This window comes from Spiroplasma endosymbiont of Amphimallon solstitiale (genome assembly GCF_964030965.1).
In the GTDB taxonomy this organism is placed as follows: Bacteria; Bacillota_I; Bacilli_A; order Mycoplasmatales; family VBWQ01; genus Spiroplasma_E.
Genome location: NZ_OZ034999.1, coordinates 1,314,229 through 1,334,158, shown reverse-complemented (window position 1 = coordinate 1,334,158; position 19,930 = coordinate 1,314,229). Strand labels below are relative to the sequence as shown.

Here is a 19,930-nt window from a genome sequence, read left to right as displayed (position 1 = left end):
TGATTATTACAATATAATATTAAAGCTACTAAAGCTCATATAACCATTTAATGGCTATATGAGCTTTTAATTGATTAAAAAAGATAGGAGTAAAAATAATGGCAGTAGGTAAACATTTAATTACTAACATTTTACAAAAAATAAAATCACAAGTACCAACATTAACTAAAGAAGACATTATTACTGCACTTAATATTATATATATAACTTGTGCAGAATATAACTTTAATTTTGTAGAAAAGTAATGATACATGATAAAGTGTTATTTTTAGAGAATTTTTACACTAAATAATGTTACTTTTAACAAATTTTTAATTAAAAATAATATTTTAAGTGTAAATTGATGAATAATTTTTGGTCATCCATACTTTTCTACATAATTAAAAGAATATAATGCTATTGATAGTTCTATTAATAATATTGCCAAATATTATCAACAAGAAGATGAAAAATTTGATAGTCAATTGTTTAGAAAAAATTTGCATAGTTTTTTGCAATATATTGATCAAGACAATTTATACAGTTTGAAAAGTTTGATTTCAATTATTTTAATAATTAATGTTTTTAATCATCCTTTATTATTTAGTGATTTTAGTGATTTTATTAAAAAAGATATTACTAATATTGAATTTATGAAAACAAAAATAGAAATCCTGAAAAATGATAATATTTTTTTTATTAAAAAAATTAGTTCGTGCAAGGACTTAAATAAGCTAAATAAATTAAGAGAACAATTAAATAATAATTTTGAAATATTAAAACATTTTAAATCAATTTGTGAAAATCATCAATTAGGTGTATTAAATATTTATAACTTTATTGCTAATCAATCAAAATATTTTGTTACTGATGAAGATTGTGATAATAAAATTAGTTTAACAAGTAATGAATATGAAAAAATTAAGGACATAATGTCAAGAGAAAATAGATTTAAGGATATTTTAATTAAAGATAGTAATTCTGAAATTCCATATAAATTAAATATTGAAGAACTTGATAAAATTTTTAAAAAGGAAGTTGTAAATTTATTCGATGAATATGAAAATAAAATTTGTGATTTTAAAAATAATAAATCTAAAAAAAATGAATTAAAAATTAAGGGAATTAAATTAAAAATTCAAAATATTTTTGATTTGTCAAAAATTATTTTTGAAATGTTTCAAAAACCAGTTACTTCTTCATTGCCTTTAACGAAAATTGTAAATCAAATTTTTGATGAAAATGATTCAATGCAATATTTAAGCGAGATTGAAAAAAATATTGATAGTAATATTGAAATGATTAAAAAGTTAAAGCAAAAATTGCAAGAAGTTTTAAATGATAATGATGTTTCAAAAAAGGAAACGTTAATGCAAGTAGAAAGTTTTAATAACTCTCATAAAATAGAAACAAAGAAAACAAATGTTAAAAAAAGAAAAAATAAGAAAAAAGACAACAAAAAAAATGAACATTTAAAATTTATTAATACTAATGAAACAGATAATTCTTTTAATTATGTAGAAAAGTATGGATGACCAAAAATTATTCATCAATTTACACTTAAAATATTATTTTTAATTAAAAATTTGTTAAAAGTAACATTATTTAGTGTAAAAATTCTCTAAAAATAACACTTTATCATGTATCATTACTTTTCTACAAAATTAAAGGATTTTTATGTGCAAGAAGAAAAAATAAAAATAAGAACAATTTTTAATGATGCTAAAAAATTAAGAGAATCATTAGAAAATTATTTTATTCATTGTAATGAATTTAAAGAAGTTCCTACAAAATTAGGAATGTTAATTTATTTAGATATAACTGAAAGTACTATTAGGACTTGAAAACAAAAAAAGAGAAATACTTTTTTACAACAAATTAATTGAGCGCATTCTCAAATTGAACACTTAAATTTACAAAGATATTTAACTTCAAATGCTGGTACTTCATCATGATATTTAGAAAGAGCATATGTTAATAAATATCATTTATCAACTAAAATTGATATAAAGAACAATGATAACGTCGCCCCTATAGCAATTAGTTTAGAAAATAAAGGTAAGAATAAATGTTAAGTAATTTTGGTTATTTATTAGATATTGCTAAAAGAATGTATTTAAAACAACCTTTAAATATTACTAAAATTAAACAATTAGGTAGTCGTAAATCTGGTAAAACATTTAGTGATATTGAATTTCTTGGAATTTTATTAATGTTAGAAAATATTAATATTCATGCTTATTTAATTCGTAATATGTCAAAACAATTAAATGATAGTTGACAAGAATTAAAACAAATTATTAGAGCAACTTATCCAAGTATTAATTTTATTATTAGTGAAACTAAAAAAACTATTGAATTTAATGGTAGTAAAATCACTTGTAAATATTTACATGCACAAGATAATAGTAATGTTAAATTAACTGGATTAGCAAGTAATTATTTATATGATTATGTAATTATATGAAGTGATGAAAGATATGAAATTACTGAAAATAATTATCAAGATTTAAAAGATGCTATTCGTGGTGCAAATCAATTATTAGAAATTGAAAGTTGTAATCCTTGGTCAATTCTTAATGAATTTATTAAAAAAACTATAAATGCTTGTCCACAAAATGAAAAGCAAATTATTAATGAATATGAACAATTTACTATTATTGATAAAACTATTTATCATTATCAAAATTGGAAACTTAATAGTCATTTAAAAGATAGTGATAAACAACAATTATTAGAAATAGAAACTCTTGACCCAATATCTGCAAGAGTAAGAAGTCATGGTTTAGTAGGTTATGAATCTGGTGGAATATATTCACATTTACTTCCTAAAATTAGTAGAGTAATACAAAAAAGTTATAGATTTAGTGCTGGATTAGATTATGGGTTTAAAGATGATGCATTAGCATGTTTATTAATAGGTTTTGATTATGATTTTAATTTTGTTAATGTTATTGATTGTTTAAAAATAGAAAATAAATTAATTCGTTATGATAATAAGCAATTAGCAAGATTAGTAGTTGAATTTTATATTAAATTAGCAAAAGAAAATAATCTGTTATATGAATATGGTTTAACTGTATATTGTGATTTTAGTAATTACACATTTATTGAAATGTTAAATGATACAGCAATTAAATATCAAGTTAATTCATGATTATATTTTAAAGATTGTGTGAAATTAAGACTTGAGTTTAGAATAGGTAAGAATGTGGCTTTAATGGCTTCAGAACGCTTAGAACCTGTTTAGAATCTTTTCGAAAATAATGTAAAATGATTATATATTTTAAAATAAGAGGTATATATGCATAAAAATTATCCAAGTCATGTCACCAAAGAACAATTTGAGAACATAAAATCAATTTTAGAAAATAGCAAAAAGAAAACAAAACCAAGAAGTTTAGATTTATATGAAGTATTTTGTGCAATTTTATATGTATTAAAAAGTGGTTGTCAATGAAGAATGCTACCAAAAAATTTTCCAAAATGACAAACTGTATATTATTATTTTCAAATTTGAAGTAAAAATAATGGTAAAGAACCTAGTGTATTGCAATTAATTTTAAAAAAAATTAGTTAAAAAAGTTCGTATCAATAATAATCGCAAAGAACAAACTAGTTTTTGTATAATTGATTCGCAAAGTGTTAAAAATACAGATACTACTGAAAATAAAGGTTATGATGCTGGTAAAAAGATTTCAGGCATAAAACGTCATATTGTTGTTGATTCTCAAGGTTTACCACATGCAATTTACATAACCACAGCAGAAAAAACTTTTAATTATGTAGAAAAGTATGGATGACCAAAAATTATTCATCAATTTACACTTAAAATATTATTTTTAATTAAAAATTTGTTAAAAGTAACATTATTTAGTGTAAAAATTATCTAAAAATAACACTTTATCATGTATCATTACTTTTCTACAAAATTAAAGGAAAAAACAGATCGTAATAGCGCTATAATAATGATTGAAAATGAAAAAGAAAATCTTTCTGCAGTTCAAAAAATAATAGTAGATGCTGGTTATACTGGTGAAAAATTTGCTTCTGAAATCAAAACAATCATAAATGCAAATGTTGAAGTGATAAAACGTAATGAATTACATACTTTTGTAGTATTACCAAAAAGATGAATTGTAGAACGAAGCTTTGCTTGATTAGAAAAATACAGAAGATTATGAAAAAATTGTGAAAGAAAACTAAATACTAGTTTACAAATGGTTGTTCTTTCATTTATTTCAGTTTTATTAAAAAGATTCTAAACAGGTTCTTACAAAATCATTCATAATTATATTTCTTTCATAACAATATGTTTTTAATTCATAATGGTCATTTTTAGTAAGACGAATTTTTAAATTTTTAATTAATAATTTATCTTGATGTTTTTTAAGTGCTGCTGCTACCATTTATATTCATCTCCTTTAACTTTTAATAATTCTTTTATAATCAATAATTACTTGTTCTAATTGATTTACATTTTTATAATTAAAATAATCACAATTAATTTTTAAATCACCATCATTATCAATTTCAATTTCTAAATCTTCATATTTACTATTAAATTCTTTTAATTATGTAGAAAAGTATGGATGACCAAAAATTATTCATCAATTTACACTTAAAATATTATTTTTAATTAAAAATTTGTTAAAAGTAACATTATTTAGTGTAAAAATTCTCTAAAAATAACACTTTATCATGTATCATTACTTTTCTACAAAATTAAAGGAAAATGCTAAAGCAAATCCTGCAATGGTATACAAAATTGGTAGTAGTACATCCATTAAATTGTTCAATAATTGTTGAGTTTGTGGATCCACACTTGATAATAAATTAAATAAAAACATAATTTTTACTTCCTTTCTTTTTTTATAAACTTTAAAAAGAAAAACGACATTTTAGGTTACATCTAGAATGTCGTTTGCAAAAAATTAGAGGCTTTTTAGAAATCTGTGTATCTTTGTTTTACAAAGTACTAGTTCAGATTAATTCTGTCTTCAAATTTTATCATAAAATGAGCAATTGCTGTATTTCAATTTTGAATAGGCAATGTTCATTTTTTTGTTATATTTTCAATTGTAAATAAAATATTTTAAAAACTGACATATCATTAGGAAAAGCTTTTTTTGTTTCCTGAATTGTAAATATAAATGGGACAGTTTTTTAAAATAATTGTATTAAATCTATTGGTCTTTTATAAGATAGTGATTTTCTGGGTGTAGAATTAATTTGAAATGCTATAGTATTTAAATCTTTTTGTTTATATGAAGATAGATCTGTAGATTTTGGTAAATATCTTCTTAAAATACCATTATTATTTTCATTTAAACCTCTTTGACAAGGTTTACCAGGATCTGCAAAATAAATCTTAACATTACAATTTTTTTCGATTAATTTTCATTTACTAAATTCTTTACCACGATCAAAAGTAATAGTTTTAACTGTTCCTTTTTGTAACTTTGAAATAAATTTTATTATATTTTTTGTAATATTTTCTGATTTATTATTTTTAGTTGCTAAGAACCTGTTTAGAATCTTTTTAATAAAACTGAAATAAATGAAAGAACAACCATTTGTAAACTAGTATTTAGTTTTCTTTCACAATTTTTTCATAATCTTCTGTATTTTTCTAATCAAGCAAAGCTTCGTTCTACAATTCATCTTTTTGGTAATACTACAAAAGTATGTAATTCATTACGTTTTATCACTTCAACATTTGCATTTATGATTGTTTTGATTTCAGAAGCAAATTTTTCACCAGTATAACCAGCATCTACTATTATTTTTTGAACTGCAGAAAGATTTTCTTTTTCATTTTCAATCATTATTATAGCGCTATTACGATCTGTTTTTTCTGCTGTGGTTATGTAAATTGCATGTGGTAAACCTTGAGAATCAACAACAATATGACGTTTTATGCCTGAAATCTTTTTACCAGCATCATAACCTTTATTTTCAGTAGTATCTGTATTTTTAACACTTTGCGAATCAATTATACAAAAACTAGTTTGTTCTTTGCGATTATTATTGATACGAACTTTTTTAACTAATTTTTTTTAAAATTAATTACAATACACTAGGTTCTTTACCATTATTTTTACTTCAAATTTGAAAATAATAATATACAGTTTGTCATTTTGGAAAATTTTTCTTTAATTTTGTAGAAAAGTAATGATACATGATAAAGTGTTATTTTTAGAGAATTTTTACACTAAATAATGTTACTTTTAACAAATTTTTAATTAAAAATAATATTTTAAGTGTAAATTGATGAATAATTTTTGGTCATCCATACTTTTCTACATAATTAAAAAAATTTTTTGGTAGCATTCTTCATTGACAACCACTTTTTAATACATATAAAATTGCACAAAATACTTCATATAAATCTAAACTTCTTGGTTTTGTTTTCTTTTTGCTATTTTCTAAAATTGATTTTATGTTCTCAAATTGTTCTTTGGTGACATGACTTGGATAATTTTTATGCATATATACCTCTTATTTTAAAATATATAATCATTTTACATTATTTTCGAAAAGATTCTAAACAGGTTCTAAAGGAATTGTGGTTTTTGATCATATATCAGCTAAAGTAATAATAGAACTTTTATGATCTTTACCAATGATAGTATCACCCTCTAAATGACCAAATTCTTCTATATTTTTAATATTAGGAATGATTAAATTTCTTTCATGAATAGACTTACAATTATTAATTCTGCCCCTAGTTTCTTTTTGTTTGTGAGGTTTATTTTTTCCTTTTCTCAATAAGTTATTTTCATCAAAACCCATTCGATTTGTTTTAAACATGTTATATAAAGTTTTTGTTGAAATACTTTTTATTTTATTTTCCTTTAAAAAATTAGCAATTATATCAAGAGCATAATTTTTAGTAATTAACAAATGATTAATAGTATTAATTTCTATTAAAGTTAAAATTATTAATTTTCTACCTGCATTTTGTTTATTTTTTTGAATTTTATTCAATATTTCTAATGGTAATAAGTTTTGATTTAATAATCTACAAACTCTATGTACAGTTGATTTACTATAATCAATGGCTTTTGCTATTTTACGAATCGAAAATCCATAACTTTTATATTCTTTTATTGCTATTATTGATTCAATAGTCAGATACTTATACATTGTGCTAATTCCTTTCTTTTCTTAATTATAGAATTAACACAATTTAATTTTTATATAAGTGTCCTTTTTAATTTTACAATTCAGGTTTCTAATAACTTTTCGTAATTGACTATTAACAGATTCAATAGCATTTGTTGTATAAATTACTCTTTTGATTTCTGCAGGATAACTAATAAAAATCATCAAATTTTCTCAATTTTTATATCAAGATTTAGCAATTTGGGGATATTGTTTATTTCATTTACTTTCAAATGATTCTAAAGCTTGCATTGCTTGTTCTTCACTACATGCACTATAAATTGGTTTTAAATCTGTAACTAGAGTTTTTCGATGTTTGTATGAAACATATTTTAAACTATTTCGAATTTGATGAACAATGCATAATTGATGTTCTGTTTTAGGATAAACTGCTTGTATTGCTTCTGACATGCCTGTTAAATTATCACTACAAGCAATCAAAATATCATTTAAGCCTCGATTTTTCACTTCTGTGAAATTAGCTAATCAAAATTTAGCACCTTCATTTTCACTAATTTATAAGCCTAAAACATCTTTTTTACCTTCTAAATCAACTCCTAATGCTATATAAACTGATTTGTTAATAATCCGTTTATCTTGTCGAACTTTAACTACTATACAATCAAAATAAACAATCGGATAAACTCTTTCTAATGGTCGATTTTGTCATGCTTTGACATCATCAATAACATCATCAGTAATTTGACTAATAACACTTTCACTAATATCAGCACCATGATATAACTCTTGTAACTGCATTCTAATGTCAGATAGAGTCATACCTTTTGCATATAGTGAAAGCACTTGTTGATCAAAACCATCAAATCTTCGCTGTCTTTTTGCAACTATTACAGGAATAAAATCACTATTGCGATCTCTTGGTACATCAATCTCAATTTTACCTTGTTGAGTTATTAATTTTTTTGAACTTGTACCATTACGAGCATTTTCAGTATTACTATGTTGATTTTTTTCATATCCTAAATAATTTTGCATTTCAGAATTCAACATTTTTTCAACTAAACGTTTTGTTAATTCTTTATATAAACCCCCTTCTTTAAAAACTGTTGTTAAATCTTCAGTATTTTCCTTTAATTTTTTAGAAAAGTAGTGATACATGATAAAGTGTTATTTTTAGAGAATTTTTAAACTAAATAATGTTACTTTTAACAAATTTTTAATTAAAAATAATATTTTAAGTGTAAATTGATGAATAATTTTTGGTCATCCATACTTTTCTACATAATTAAAAGTATTTTCTAATAATAAATCTACTGCTTTGATATTGGATCATTATTATTAATATTTTGTTTTTTAGCCATCTGTAACTCACTCTTTCTAGTCATTTAATTATATTTACTAGAATTAATTAAACATAGTTATTTTTGTAAGTTACACAGATTACTAAACATTGCCAAAAATTATGAAAAAATATATAATTTAAATGCAGGTTGGACTTCAGTAGGGAACCTGTCAGCAATAGGGTATCTTGTAAATAGGTCTGTTGCATTTTTATTTTTAAGTTTGATTTTATTATATACTTTTCTAATTTAAAAACAAATAATAATTACATTTTGGGTGATTTAGAAAGTTTAGTAGATTTACTTACTGATGATTTTGAATCTTGTAAGTTTTTTAATCTCTCAGCTTGTCTTTCGCTTTCAGCAAGTAATAAATCAAGTTTTCTAATTTGTTGTTTTGCTTCATGTAATAATTTTTTTTCTTTTTCTTTTGCTTCTTTATCCATAACAAAATATGCTCCTTTTAATAGAAAAAATTTAGATTATTTTTTTCTACATTGTAAAATATCCACAAATAGTATAAAATTTTTTTCAAAAAAAACAAAAGATAAAAGAAAAAAAGATAACTCTTTTCAAAAAGAGTTATCTACAAAGAATTAATTTATTTGTACAATTCGTGCCTTAATTCTTTTTTTTGTCATATGCTTGTTTTGTTCTACATTTATTTTATCTTTATTAAAACTATCTATATCTGAATCAAATACCTCAGAAGCACTTTCAATTCCAGAATCTCTTAATTTAATTTCTTGTTTTAATTCTTGATTTTGTTTCATATGAAATTCAATTTCTTCTTTTTGACTTCTAATAATATTTTCTAAAGTCACACATTGACTATCAAATTTAATATTTTTACTATCTATAAAATTCATATGTTCTTGATTTTCTTGCTCTAATTTACTAATTTTGTTTCGATTTTCTTGCATGTTACTTTCTAATTGTTTTATTTTTTCTTTCCCACTTTCAATTAGTGTTTCAAGTTTGCGATTTGATTGTTTTAATTGGTCTCTTTCTATTTTTATATCATAATGTCTTTTTTCTATCTCACATAAAAGTTCATTTGCTTTATCATTTAATTTTTCAACTACATTTTCACATTTATTTTTTATATATTGGTAATTAAAATTAAAGTTTGATATCTCATTTTTAATGTCTCTGTTTCTATTAATTTTTCCAAAAGTAAAAAATCTAATCACAAAATTTTTAAAAAAATTTATTTTTTTACTTTCTAAATTTTTAACAATTCTTTTTTTTAAAGGTTTTAAATTAGTTCGTAATAAATTTAATTGTAATTTTATATTATTAATAGTTTCAAAAACAGAATTAAATTCAATATGTTTATCATTATCACCATTGCTATTAAGTTTTGATTTTATAGAATTATCAATATCTAATAAATAATTTTGTTCTATAAAAATAACTTTATCTTTTAAAGTTTTAAAATCAACTTTATCTTGAACTAATCAAATTTGATTTTCCTTTGTATTTGGCATGTTTTTCACTCCTTTTTAAAAGCATAAAACCCATTTACTTTTAATAAAACAAAGCAATGGGTTAAAAACTATATACACATTTTATATTTACATTATATATTTTTTTTATCTAAAAGCAAATTAAAACAATTAATTAATTCTGTTAAAGAAAAATATAATTTTCATGCTATTAATTTTTTAGTTAAATCATTGATAAAATTTCATTCAATTGTATTACTAGGAATTATTGACGTAGCTTTTGATAAAAGATTACGGTATAAATTTATTTGTTTAATGGTTTCATTATAATTTTTTACAATATTTAAATCATTAATATAAAAACTTAATTTTTGATTTAAAATTTCAATGTAAGAATTATAATTAAGTGATTTATTTTTTCAATCTAATAATTTAATTATTTGTTCATGCATCAATTTTTGTAATTCAAAAAAATAAATACTTCAATCATGTTTATCTAAAAAATATCTGATTTTTTGCAATTGTTTTTTAGTATTAATATCAAAATTTATTTCTGATGCTTCTATAGTTACTATTTTTTTATCATCCTGAATTGTAAAATTAAAAAGGACACTTATATAAAAATTAAATTGTGTTAATTCTATAATTAAGAAAAGAAAGGAATTAGCACAATGTATAAGTATCTGACTATTGAATCAATAATAGCAATAAAAGAATATAAAAGTTATGGATTTTCGATTCGTAAAATAGCAAAAGCCATTGATTATAGTAAATCAACTGTACATAGAGTTTGTAGATTATTAAATCAAAACTTATTACCATTAGAAATATTGAATAAAATTCAAAAAAATAAACAAAATGCAGGTAGAAAATTAATAATTTTAACTTTAATAGAAATTAATACTATTAATCATTTGTTAATTACTAAAAATTATTTTAATTATGTAGAAAAGTATGGATGACCAAAAATTATTCATCAATTTACACTTAAAATATTATTTTTAATTAAAAATTTGTTAAAAGTAACATTATTTAGTGTAAAAATTCTCTAAAAATAACACTTTATCATGTATCATTACTTTTCTACAAAATTAAAGAAAAATTATGCTCTTGATATAATTGCTAATTTTTTAAAGGAAAATAAAATAAAAAGTATTTCAACAAAAACTTTATATAACATGTTTAAAACAAATCGAATGGGTTTTGATGAAAATAACTTATTGAGAAAAGGAAAAAATAAACCTCACAAACAAAAAGAAACTAGGGGCAGAATTAATAATTGTAAGTCTATTCATGAAAGAAATTTAATCATTCCTAATATTAAAAATATAGAAGAATTTGGTCATTTAGAGGGTGATACTATCATTGGTAAAGATCATAAAAGTTCTATTATTACTTTAGCTGATATATGATCAAAAACCACAATTCCTTTAGCAACTAAAAATAATAAATCAGAAAATATTACAAAAAGTATAATAAAATTTATTTCAAAGTTACAAAAAGGAACAGTTAAAACTATTACTTTTGATCGTGGTAAAGAATTTAGTAAATGAAAATTAATCGAAAAAAATTGTAATGTTAAGATTTATTTTGCAGATCCTAGTAAACCTTGTCAAAGAGGTTTAAATGAAAATAATAATGGTATTTTAAGAAGATATTTACCAAAATCTACAGATCTATCTTCATATAAACAAAAAGATTTAAATACTATAGCATTTCAAATTAATTCTACACCCAGAAAATCACTATCTTATAAAAGACCAATAGATTTAATACAATTATTTTAAAAAACTGTCCCATTTATATTTACAATTCAGGTTTAAATAAACTAAATCTGGTGTTCCAGCAATTACATTATCATTAATAGGTTTTTCTATAATAAATTCATAATTATTTTTATCTTTAAATTTTTCTTTTAAAAACATAAGTGATTTTTTACAATAAGAATAATTTATATTATTAGTTACTGTATTGCTTCTGACATGCCTGTTAAATTATCACTACAAGCAATCAAAATATCATTTAAGCCTCAATTTTTCATTTCTGTGAAATTAGCTAATCAAAATTTAGCACCTTCATTTTCACTAATTCATAAGCCTAAAACATCTTTTTTACCTTCTAAATCAACTCCTAATGCTATATAAACTGATTTATTAATAATCCGTTTATCTTGTCGAACTTTAACTACTATACAATCAAAATAAACAATCGGATAAACGCTTTCTAATGGTCGATTTTGTCATGCTTTGACATCATCAATAACATCATCAGTAATTTGACTAATAACACTTTCACTAATATCAGCACCATGATATAACTCTTGTAACTGCATTCTAATGTCAGATAGAGTCATACCTTTTGCATATAGTGAAAGCACTTGTTGATCAAAACCATCAAATCTTCGCTGTCTTTTTGCAACTATTAAAGGAGTAAAATCACTATTGCGATCTCTTGGTACATCAATCTCAATTTTACCTTGTTGAGTTATTAATTTTTTTGAACTTGTACCATTACGAGCATTTTCAGTATTACTATGTTGATTTTTTTCATATCCTAAATAATTTTGCATTTCAGAATTCAACATTTTTTCAACTAAACGTTTTGTTAATTCTTTATATAAACCCCCTTCTTTAAAAACTGTTGTTAAATCTTCAGTATTTTCCTTTAATTTTTTAGAAAAGTAGTGATACATGATAAAGTGTTATTTTTAGAGAATTTTTAAACTAAATAATGTTACTTTTAACAAATTTTTAATTAAAAATAATATTTTAAGTGTAAATTGATGAATAATTTTTGGTCATCCATACTTTTCTACATAATTAAAAGTATTTTCTAATAATAAATCTACTGCTTTGATATTGGATCATTATTATTAATATTTTGTTTTTTAGCCATCTGTAACTCACTCTTTCTAGTCATTTAATTATATTTACTAGAATTAATTAAACATAGTTATTTTTGTAAGTTACACAGATTACTAAACATTGCCAAAAATTATGAAAAAATATATAATTTAAATGCAGGTTGGACTTCAGTAGGGAACCTGTCAGCAATAGGGTATCTTGTAAATAGGTCTGTTGCATTTTTATTTTTAAGTTTGATTTTATTATATACTTTTCTAATTTAAAAACAAATAATAATTACATTTTGGGTGATTTAGAAAGTTTAGTAGATTTACTTACTGATGATTTTGAATCTTGTAAGTTTTTTAATCTCTCAGCTTGTCTTTCGCTTTCAGCAAGTAATAAATCAAGTTTTCTAATTTGTTGTTTTGCTTCATGTAATAATTTTTTTTCTTTTTCTTTTGCTTCTTTATCCATAACAAAATATGCTCCTTTTAATAGAAAAAATTTAGATTATTTTTTTCTACATTGTAAAATATCCACAAATAGTATAAAATTTTTTTCAAAAAAAACAAAAGATAAAAGAAAAAAAGATAACTCTTTTCAAAAAGAGTTATCTACAAAGAATTAATTTATTTGTACAATTCGTGCCTTAATTCTTTTTTTTGTCATATGCTTGTTTTGTTCTACATTTATTTTATCTTTCCTGAATTGTAAAATTAAAAAGGACACTTATATAAAAATTAAATTGTGTTAATTCTATAATTAAGAAAAGAAAGGAATTAGCACAATGTATAAGTATCTGACTATTGAATCAATAATAGCAATAAAAGAATATAAAAGTTATGGATTTTCGATTCGTAAAATAGCAAAAGCCATTGATTATAGTAAATCAACTGTACATAGAGTTTGTAGATTATTAAATCAAAACTTATTACCATTAGAAATATTGAATAAAATTCAAAAAAATAAACAAAATGCAGGTAGAAAATTAATAATTTTAACTTTAATAGAAATTAATACTATTAATCATTTGTTAATTACTAAAAATTATTTTAATTATGTAGAAAAGTATGGATGACCAAAAATTATTCATCAATTTACACTTAAAATATTATTTTTAATTAAAAATTTGTTAAAAGTAACATTATTTAGTGTAAAAATTCTCTAAAAATAACACTTTATCATGTATCATTACTTTTCTACAAAATTAAAGAAAAATTATGCTCTTGATATAATTGCTAATTTTTTAAAGGAAAATAAAATAAAAAGTATTTCAACAAAAACTTTATATAACATGTTTAAAACAAATCGAATGGGTTTTGATGAAAATAACTTATTGAGAAAAGGAAAAAATAAACCTCACAAACAAAAAGAAACTAGGGGCAGAATTAATAATTGTAAGTCTATTCATGAAAGAAATTTAATCATTCCTAATATTAAAAATATAGAAGAATTTGGTCATTTAGAGGGTGATACTATCATTGGTAAAGATCATAAAAGTTCTATTATTACTTTAGCTGATATATGATCAAAAACCACAATTCCTTTAGCAACTAAAAATAATAAATCAGAAAATATTACAAAAAGTATAATAAAATTTATTTCAAAGTTACAAAAAGGAACAGTTAAAACTATTACTTTTGATCGTGGTAAAGAATTTAGTAAATGAAAATTAATCGAAAAAAATTATAATGTTAAGATTTATTTTGCAGATCCTAGTAAACCTTGTCAAAGAGGTTTAAATGAAAATAATAATGGTATTTTAAGAAGATATTTACCAAAATCTACAGATCTATCTTCATATAAACAAAAAGATTTAAATACTATAGCATTTCAAATTAATTCTACACCCAGAAAATCACTATCTTATAAAAGACCAATAGATTTAATACAATTATTTTAAAAAACTGTCCCATTTATATTTACAATTCAGGTTTAAATAAACTAAATCTGGTGTTCCAGCAATTACATTATCATTAATAGGTTTTTCTATAATAAATTCATAATTATTTTTATCTTTAAATTTTTCTTTTAAAAACATAAGTGATTTTTTACAATAAGAATAATTTATATTATTAGTTACTGTATTGCTTCTGACATGCCTGTTAAATTATCACTACAAGCAATCAAAATATCATTTAAGCCTCAATTTTTCATTTCTGTGAAATTAGCTAATCAAAATTTAGCACCTTCATTTTCACTAATTCATAAGCCTAAAACATCTTTTTTACCTTCTAAATCAACTCCTAATGCTATATAAACTGATTTATTAATAATCCGTTTATCTTGTCGAACTTTAACTACTATACAATCAAAATAAACAATCGGATAAACGCTTTCTAATGGTCGATTTTGTCATGCTTTGACATCATCAATAACATCATCAGTAATTTGACTAATAACACTTTCACTAATATCAGCACCATGATATAACTCTTGTAACTGCATTCTAATGTCAGATAGAGTCATACCTTTTGCATATAGTGAAAGCACTTGTTGATCAAAACCATCAAATCTTCGCTGTCTTTTTGCAACTATTAAAGGAGTAAAATCACTATTGCGATCTCTTGGTACATCAATCTCAATTTTACCTTGTTGAGTTATTAATTTTTTTGAACTTGTACCATTACGAGCATTTTCAGTATTACTATGTTGATTTTTTTCATATCCTAAATAATTTTGCATTTCAGAATTCAACATTTTTTCAACTAAACGTTTTGTTAATTCTTTATATAAACCCCCTTCTTTAAAAACTGTTGTTAAATCTTCAGTATTTTCCTTTAATTTTTTAGAAAAGTAGTGATACATGATAAAGTGTTATTTTTAGAGAATTTTTAAACTAAATAATGTTACTTTTAACAAATTTTTAATTAAAAATAATATTTTAAGTGTAAATTGATGAATAATTTTTGGTCATCCATACTTTTCTACATAATTAAAAGTATTTTCTAATAATAAATCTACTGCTTTGATATTGGATCATTATTATTAATATTTTGTTTTTTAGCCATCTGTAACTCACTCTTTCTAGTCATTTAATTATATTTACTAGAATTAATTAAACATAGTTATTTTTGTAAGTTACACAGATTACTAAACATTGCCAAAAATTATGAAAAAATATATAATTTAAATGCAGGTTGGACTTCAGTAGGGAACCTGTCAGCAATAGGGTATCTTGTAAATAGGTCTGTTGCATTTTTATTTTTAAGTTTGATTTTATTATATACTTTTCTAATTTAAAAACAAATAATAATTACATTTTGGGTGATTTAGAAAGTTTAGTAGATTTACTTACTGATGATTTTGAATCTTGTAAGTTTTTTAATCTCTCAGCTTGTCTTTCGCTTTCAGCAAGTAATAAATCAAGTTTTCTAATTTGTTGTTTTGCTTCATGTAATAATTTTTTTTCTTTTTCTTTTGCTTCTTTATCCATAACAAAATATGCTCCTTTTAATAGAAAAAATTTAGATTATTTTTTTCTACATTGTAAAATATCCACAAATAGTATAAAATTTTTTTCAAAAAAAACAAAAGATAAAAGAAAAAAAGATAACTCTTTTCAAAAAGAGTTATCTACAAAGAATTAATTTATTTGTACAATTCGTGCCTTAATTCTTTTTTTTGTCATATGCTTGTTTTGTTCTACATTTATTTTATCTTTATTAAAACTATCTATATCTGAATCAAATACCTCAGAAGCACTTTCAATTCCAGAATCTCTTAATTTAATTTCTTGTTTTAATTCTTGATTTTGTTTCATATGAAATTCAATTTCTTCTTTTTGACTTCTAATAATATTTTCTAAAGTCACACATTGACTATCAAATTTAATATTTTTACTATCTATAAAATTCATATGTTCTTGATTTTCTTGCTCTAATTTACTAATTTTGTTTCGATTTTCTTGCATGTTACTTTCTAATTGTTTTATTTTTTCTTTCCCACTTTCAATTAGTGTTTCAAGTTTGCGATTTGATTGTTTTAATTGGTCTCTTTCTATTTTTATATCATAATGTCTTTTTTCTATCTCACATAAAAGTTCATTTGCTTTATCATTTAATTTTTCAACTACATTTTCACATTTATTTTTTATATATTGGTAATTAAAATTAAAGTTTGATATCTCATTTTTAATGTCTCTGTTTCTATTAATTTTTCCAAAAGTAAAAAATCTAATCACAAAATTTTTAAAAAAATTTATTTTTTTACTTTCTAAATTTTTAACAATTCTTTTTTTTAAAGGTTTTAAATTAGTTCGTAATAAATTTAATTGTAATTTTATATTATTAATAGTTTCAAAAACAGAATTAAATTCAATATGTTTATCATTATCACCATTGCTATTAAGTTTTGATTTTATAGAATTATCAATATCTAATAAATAATTTTGTTCTATAAAAATAACTTTATCTTTTAAAGTTTTAAAATCAACTTTATCTTGAACTAATCAAATTTGATTTTCCTTTGTATTTGGCATGTTTTTCACTCCTTTTTAAAAGCATAAAACCCATTTACTTTTAATAAAACAAAGCAATGGGTTAAAAACTATATACACATTTTATATTTACATTATATATTTTTTTTATCTAAAAGCAAATTAAAACAATTAATTAATTCTGTTAAAGAAAAATATAATTTTCATGCTATTAATTTTTTAGTTAAATCATTGATAAAATTTCATTCAATTGTATTACTAGGAATTATTGACGTAGCTTTTGATAAAAGATTACGGTATAAATTTATTTGTTTAATGGTTTCATTATAATTTTTTACAATATTTAAATCATTAATATAAAAACTTAATTTTTGATTTAAAATTTCAATGTAAGAATTATAATTAAGTGATTTATTTTTTCAATCTAATAATTTAATTATTTGTTCATGCATCAATTTTTGTAATTCAAAAAAATAAATACTTCAATCATGTTTATCTAAAAAATATCTGATTTTTTGCAATTGTTTTTTAGTATTAATATCAAAATTTATTTCTGATGCTTCTATAGTTACTATTTTTTTATCATCCTGAATTGTAAAATTAAAAAGGACACTTATATAAAAATTAAATTGTGTTAATTCTATAATTAAGAAAAGAAAGGAATTAGCACAATGTATAAGTATCTGACTATTGAATCAATAATAGCAATAAAAGAATATAAAAGTTATGGATTTTCGATTCGTAAAATAGCAAAAGCCATTGATTATAGTAAATCAACTGTACATAGAGTTTGTAGATTATTAAATCAAAACTTATTACCATTAGAAATATTGAATAAAATTCAAAAAAATAAACAAAATGCAGGTAGAAAATTAATAATTTTAACTTTAATAGAAATTAATACTATTAATCATTTGTTAATTACTAAAAATTATTTTAATTATGTAGAAAAGTATGGATGACCAAAAATTATTCATCAATTTACACTTAAAATATTATTTTTAATTAAAAATTTGTTAAAAGTAACATTATTTAGTGTAAAAATTCTCTAAAAATAACACTTTATCATGTATCATTACTTTTCTACAAAATTAAAGAAAAATTATGCTCTTGATATAATTGCTAATTTTTTAAAGGAAAATAAAATAAAAAGTATTTCAACAAAAACTTTATATAACATGTTTAAAACAAATCGAATGGGTTTTGATGAAAATAACTTATTGAGAAAAGGAAAAAATAAACCTCACAAACAAAAAGAAACTAGGGGCAGAATTAATAATTGTAAGTCTATTCATGAAAGAAATTTAATCATTCCTAATATTAAAAATATAGAAGAATTTGGTCATTTAGAGGGTGATACTATCATTGGTAAAGATCATAAAAGTTCTATTATTACTTTAGCTGATATATGATCAAAAACCACAATTCCTTTAGCAACTAAAAATAATAAATCAGAAAATATTACAAAAAGTATAATAAAATTTATTTCAAAGTTACAAAAAGGAACAGTTAAAACTATTACTTTTGATCGTGGTAAAGAATTTAGTAAATGAAAATTAATCGAAAAAAATTGTAATGTTAAGATTTATTTTGCAGATCCTAGTAAACCTTGTCAAAGAGGTTTAAATGAAAATAATAATGGTATTTTAAGAAGATATTTACCAAAATCTACAGATCTATCTTCATATAAACAAAAAGATTTAAATACTATAGCATTTCAAATTAATTCTACACCCAGAAAATCACTATCTTATAAAAGACCAATAGATTTAATACAATTATTTTAAAAAACTGTCCCATTTATATTTACAATTCAGGTTTAAATAAACTAAATCTGGTGTTCCAGCAATTACATTATCATTAATAGGTTTTTCTATAATAAATTCATAATTATTTTTATCTTTAAATTTTTCTTTTAAAAACATAAGTGATTTTTTACAATAAGAATAATTTATATTATTAGTTACTGTATTGCTTCTGACATGCCTGTTAAATTATCACTACAAGCAATCAAAATATCATTTAAGCCTCAATTTTTCATTTCTGTGAAATTAGCTAATCAAAATTTAGCACCTTCATTTTCACTAATTCATAAGCCTAAAACATCTTTTTTACCTTCTAAATCAACTCCTAATGCTATATAAACTGATTTATTAATAATCCGTTTATCTTGTCGAACTTTAACTACTATACAATCAAAATAAACAATCGGATAAACGCTTTCTAATGGTCGATTTTGTCATGCTTTGACATCATCAATAACATCATCAGTAATTTGACTAATAACACTTTCACTAATATCAGCACCATGATATAACTCTTGTAACTGCATTCTAATGTCAGATAGAGTCATACCTTTTGCATATAGTGAAAGCACTTGTTGATCAAAACCATCAAATCTTCGCTGTCTTTTTGCAACTATTAAAGGAGTAAAATCACTATTGCGATCTCTTGGTACATCAATCTCAATTTTACCTTGTTGAGTTATTAATTTTTTTGAACTTGTACCATTACGAGCATTTTCAGTATTACTATGTTGATTTTTTTCATATCCTAAATAATTTTGCATTTCAGAATTCAACATTTTTTCAACTAAACGTTTTGTTAATTCTTTATATAAACCCCCTTCTTTAAAAACTGTTGTTAAATCTTCAGTATTTTCTAATAATAAATCTACTGCTTTTGATATTGAATCATTATTATTAATATTTTGTTTTTTAGCCATCTGTAACTCACTCTTTCTAGTCATTT

At 22.0% G+C, this 19,930-nt stretch carries 19 protein-coding genes and 15 pseudogenes; 12 read left to right on the top strand and 22 right to left on the bottom strand.

The window, feature by feature from the left end:
- Positions 1 to 98 precede the first annotated feature (98 nt).
- Positions 99 to 245, top strand: coding sequence for a hypothetical protein (locus tag AAHH39_RS08305; protein WP_342217721.1), 147 nt, complete (start codon positions 99 to 101; stop codon positions 243 to 245).
- 23 nt (positions 246 to 268) lie between these two features.
- On the opposite strand, the gene AAHH39_RS08300 is transcribed toward AAHH39_RS08305, so the two are convergent.
- Complete coding sequence (locus AAHH39_RS08300; protein WP_342217720.1) at positions 269 to 427, bottom strand: hypothetical protein; 159 nt, start codon at positions 425 to 427, stop codon at positions 269 to 271.
- Between the two features lie 97 nt (positions 428 to 524).
- Between AAHH39_RS08300 and AAHH39_RS08295 the strand changes: the two genes are divergently transcribed.
- From AAHH39_RS08295 to AAHH39_RS08275, 5 genes and pseudogenes are all read left to right on the top strand, one after another.
- Complete coding sequence (locus tag AAHH39_RS08295) at positions 525 to 1,604, top strand: hypothetical protein (protein WP_342217719.1); 1,080 nt, start codon at positions 525 to 527, stop codon at positions 1,602 to 1,604.
- Positions 1,605 to 1,619: 15 nt separating this feature from the next.
- The gene (locus AAHH39_RS08290; RefSeq protein WP_342217718.1) at positions 1,620 to 2,054 is read left to right on the top strand and encodes a terminase small subunit; all 435 of its coding nucleotides are present in this window, start codon (positions 1,620 to 1,622) and stop codon (positions 2,052 to 2,054) included.
- Positions 2,048 to 3,229, top strand: coding sequence for a phage terminase large subunit (locus AAHH39_RS08285; RefSeq protein ID WP_342217717.1), 1,182 nt, complete (start codon positions 2,048 to 2,050; stop codon positions 3,227 to 3,229). Before AAHH39_RS08290 ends, AAHH39_RS08285 begins: the two co-directional genes overlap by 7 nt.
- Positions 3,230 to 3,283: 54 nt before the next feature.
- Positions 3,284 to 3,755, top strand: a pseudogene (locus tag AAHH39_RS08280) (IS5 family transposase); the annotation flags it as partial.
- A 165-nt stretch (positions 3,756 to 3,920) separates the two neighbouring features.
- Positions 3,921 to 4,244 (top strand): annotated as a pseudogene (locus AAHH39_RS08275) (transposase); the annotation flags it as partial.
- On the opposite strand, the gene AAHH39_RS08270 reads toward AAHH39_RS08275, so the two are convergent.
- The 11 genes and pseudogenes from AAHH39_RS08270 to AAHH39_RS08235 form a co-directional block, all read right to left on the bottom strand.
- Positions 4,230 to 4,388, bottom strand: a complete 159-nt coding sequence (locus tag AAHH39_RS08270; RefSeq protein ID WP_342217716.1) for a hypothetical protein — start codon at positions 4,386 to 4,388, stop codon at positions 4,230 to 4,232. The pseudogene AAHH39_RS08275 and the gene AAHH39_RS08270 overlap by 15 nt on opposite strands.
- A gap of 569 nt (positions 4,389 to 4,957) precedes the next feature.
- A pseudogene (locus tag AAHH39_RS13410) lies at positions 4,958 to 5,109 on the bottom strand (IS256 family transposase); the annotation flags it as partial.
- Between the two features lie 36 nt (positions 5,110 to 5,145).
- A pseudogene (locus tag AAHH39_RS13405) lies at positions 5,146 to 5,502 on the bottom strand (IS30 family transposase); the annotation flags it as partial.
- A gap of 8 nt (positions 5,503 to 5,510) precedes the next feature.
- Positions 5,511 to 6,132, bottom strand: a pseudogene (locus AAHH39_RS08265) (IS5 family transposase); the annotation flags it as partial.
- Between the two features lie 45 nt (positions 6,133 to 6,177).
- Positions 6,178 to 6,318, bottom strand: a pseudogene (locus AAHH39_RS13400) (IS30 family transposase); the annotation flags it as partial.
- Positions 6,304 to 6,471 (bottom strand): annotated as a pseudogene (locus tag AAHH39_RS08260) (transposase); the annotation flags it as partial. The pseudogenes AAHH39_RS08260 and AAHH39_RS13400, both read right to left, overlap by 15 nt.
- A 63-nt stretch (positions 6,472 to 6,534) precedes the next feature.
- Positions 6,535 to 7,128 (bottom strand): annotated as a pseudogene (locus AAHH39_RS08255) (IS30 family transposase); the annotation flags it as partial.
- 84 nt (positions 7,129 to 7,212) lie between these two features.
- A pseudogene (locus AAHH39_RS08250) lies at positions 7,213 to 8,265 on the bottom strand (IS256 family transposase); the annotation flags it as partial.
- 448 nt (positions 8,266 to 8,713) lie between these two features.
- On the bottom strand, positions 8,714 to 8,893 hold the full coding sequence (locus AAHH39_RS08245; RefSeq protein WP_342217712.1) for a hypothetical protein: 180 nt from the start codon (positions 8,891 to 8,893) through the stop codon (positions 8,714 to 8,716).
- A gap of 150 nt (positions 8,894 to 9,043) precedes the next feature.
- Positions 9,044 to 9,937, bottom strand: a complete 894-nt coding sequence (locus AAHH39_RS08240) for a hypothetical protein (RefSeq protein WP_342217711.1) — start codon at positions 9,935 to 9,937, stop codon at positions 9,044 to 9,046.
- A gap of 92 nt (positions 9,938 to 10,029) precedes the next feature.
- Positions 10,030 to 10,347: a hypothetical protein gene (locus AAHH39_RS08235; protein ID WP_342217710.1), complete on the bottom strand. Its 318-nt coding sequence runs from the start codon at positions 10,345 to 10,347 to the stop codon at positions 10,030 to 10,032.
- 219 nt (positions 10,348 to 10,566) lie between these two features.
- Here AAHH39_RS08235 and AAHH39_RS08230 point away from each other — a divergent pair.
- Together AAHH39_RS08230 and AAHH39_RS08225 are read left to right on the top strand one after the other, a co-directional pair.
- Positions 10,567 to 10,821 (top strand): annotated as a pseudogene (locus AAHH39_RS08230) (helix-turn-helix domain-containing protein); the annotation flags it as partial.
- A gap of 141 nt (positions 10,822 to 10,962) precedes the next feature.
- Positions 10,963 to 11,682, top strand: coding sequence for an IS30 family transposase (locus tag AAHH39_RS08225; protein ID WP_342217708.1), 720 nt, complete (start codon positions 10,963 to 10,965; stop codon positions 11,680 to 11,682).
- Here the strand turns inward: AAHH39_RS08225 and AAHH39_RS08220 are convergent.
- From AAHH39_RS08220 to AAHH39_RS08210, 3 genes and pseudogenes are all read right to left on the bottom strand, one after another.
- Complete coding sequence (locus tag AAHH39_RS08220) at positions 11,674 to 11,820, bottom strand: hypothetical protein (RefSeq protein ID WP_342217707.1); 147 nt, start codon at positions 11,818 to 11,820, stop codon at positions 11,674 to 11,676. The genes AAHH39_RS08225 and AAHH39_RS08220 overlap by 9 nt on opposite strands.
- Before the next feature lie 41 nt (positions 11,821 to 11,861).
- Positions 11,862 to 12,587, bottom strand: a pseudogene (locus AAHH39_RS08215) (IS256 family transposase); the annotation flags it as partial.
- A 448-nt stretch (positions 12,588 to 13,035) separates the two neighbouring features.
- Positions 13,036 to 13,215, bottom strand: a complete 180-nt coding sequence (locus AAHH39_RS08210) for a hypothetical protein (RefSeq protein WP_342217712.1) — start codon at positions 13,213 to 13,215, stop codon at positions 13,036 to 13,038.
- Positions 13,216 to 13,528: 313 nt separating this feature from the next.
- Here AAHH39_RS08210 and AAHH39_RS08205 point away from each other — a divergent pair.
- Both AAHH39_RS08205 and AAHH39_RS08200 read left to right on the top strand, forming a co-directional pair.
- Positions 13,529 to 13,783, top strand: a pseudogene (locus tag AAHH39_RS08205) (helix-turn-helix domain-containing protein); the annotation flags it as partial.
- 141 nt (positions 13,784 to 13,924) lie between these two features.
- The gene (locus AAHH39_RS08200; RefSeq protein ID WP_342217714.1) at positions 13,925 to 14,644 is read left to right on the top strand and encodes an IS30 family transposase; all 720 of its coding nucleotides are present in this window, start codon (positions 13,925 to 13,927) and stop codon (positions 14,642 to 14,644) included.
- Here the strand turns inward: AAHH39_RS08200 and AAHH39_RS08195 are convergent.
- From AAHH39_RS08195 to AAHH39_RS08175, 5 genes and pseudogenes are all read right to left on the bottom strand, one after another.
- On the bottom strand, positions 14,636 to 14,782 hold the full coding sequence (locus tag AAHH39_RS08195; RefSeq protein WP_342217707.1) for a hypothetical protein: 147 nt from the start codon (positions 14,780 to 14,782) through the stop codon (positions 14,636 to 14,638). The two genes, AAHH39_RS08200 and AAHH39_RS08195, sit on opposite strands and share 9 nt — an antisense overlap.
- A gap of 41 nt (positions 14,783 to 14,823) precedes the next feature.
- Positions 14,824 to 15,549 (bottom strand): annotated as a pseudogene (locus tag AAHH39_RS08190) (IS256 family transposase); the annotation flags it as partial.
- Between the two features lie 448 nt (positions 15,550 to 15,997).
- Positions 15,998 to 16,177 carry a hypothetical protein gene (locus AAHH39_RS08185; protein WP_342217712.1) on the bottom strand — a complete coding sequence of 60 codons (180 nt, stop codon included), beginning with the start codon at positions 16,175 to 16,177 and terminating at the stop codon, positions 15,998 to 16,000.
- Between the two features lie 150 nt (positions 16,178 to 16,327).
- Positions 16,328 to 17,221, bottom strand: coding sequence for a hypothetical protein (locus AAHH39_RS08180; protein ID WP_342217711.1), 894 nt, complete (start codon positions 17,219 to 17,221; stop codon positions 16,328 to 16,330).
- A 92-nt stretch (positions 17,222 to 17,313) separates the two neighbouring features.
- Positions 17,314 to 17,631: a hypothetical protein gene (locus AAHH39_RS08175; RefSeq protein WP_342217710.1), complete on the bottom strand. Its 318-nt coding sequence runs from the start codon at positions 17,629 to 17,631 to the stop codon at positions 17,314 to 17,316.
- Between the two features lie 219 nt (positions 17,632 to 17,850).
- Here AAHH39_RS08175 and AAHH39_RS08170 point away from each other — a divergent pair.
- A pseudogene (locus AAHH39_RS08170) lies at positions 17,851 to 18,105 on the top strand (helix-turn-helix domain-containing protein); the annotation flags it as partial.
- A 141-nt stretch (positions 18,106 to 18,246) separates the two neighbouring features.
- Positions 18,247 to 18,966: an IS30 family transposase gene (locus AAHH39_RS08165; RefSeq protein ID WP_342217708.1), complete on the top strand. Its 720-nt coding sequence runs from the start codon at positions 18,247 to 18,249 to the stop codon at positions 18,964 to 18,966.
- Here the strand turns inward: AAHH39_RS08165 and AAHH39_RS08160 are convergent.
- The gene (locus AAHH39_RS08160) at positions 18,958 to 19,104 is read right to left on the bottom strand and encodes a hypothetical protein (protein ID WP_342217707.1); all 147 of its coding nucleotides are present in this window, start codon (positions 19,102 to 19,104) and stop codon (positions 18,958 to 18,960) included. The genes AAHH39_RS08165 and AAHH39_RS08160 overlap by 9 nt on opposite strands.
- 41 nt (positions 19,105 to 19,145) lie before the next feature.
- A pseudogene (locus AAHH39_RS08155) lies at positions 19,146 to 19,904 on the bottom strand (IS256 family transposase); the annotation flags it as partial.
- Between the last annotated feature and the right edge of the window lie 26 nt (positions 19,905 to 19,930).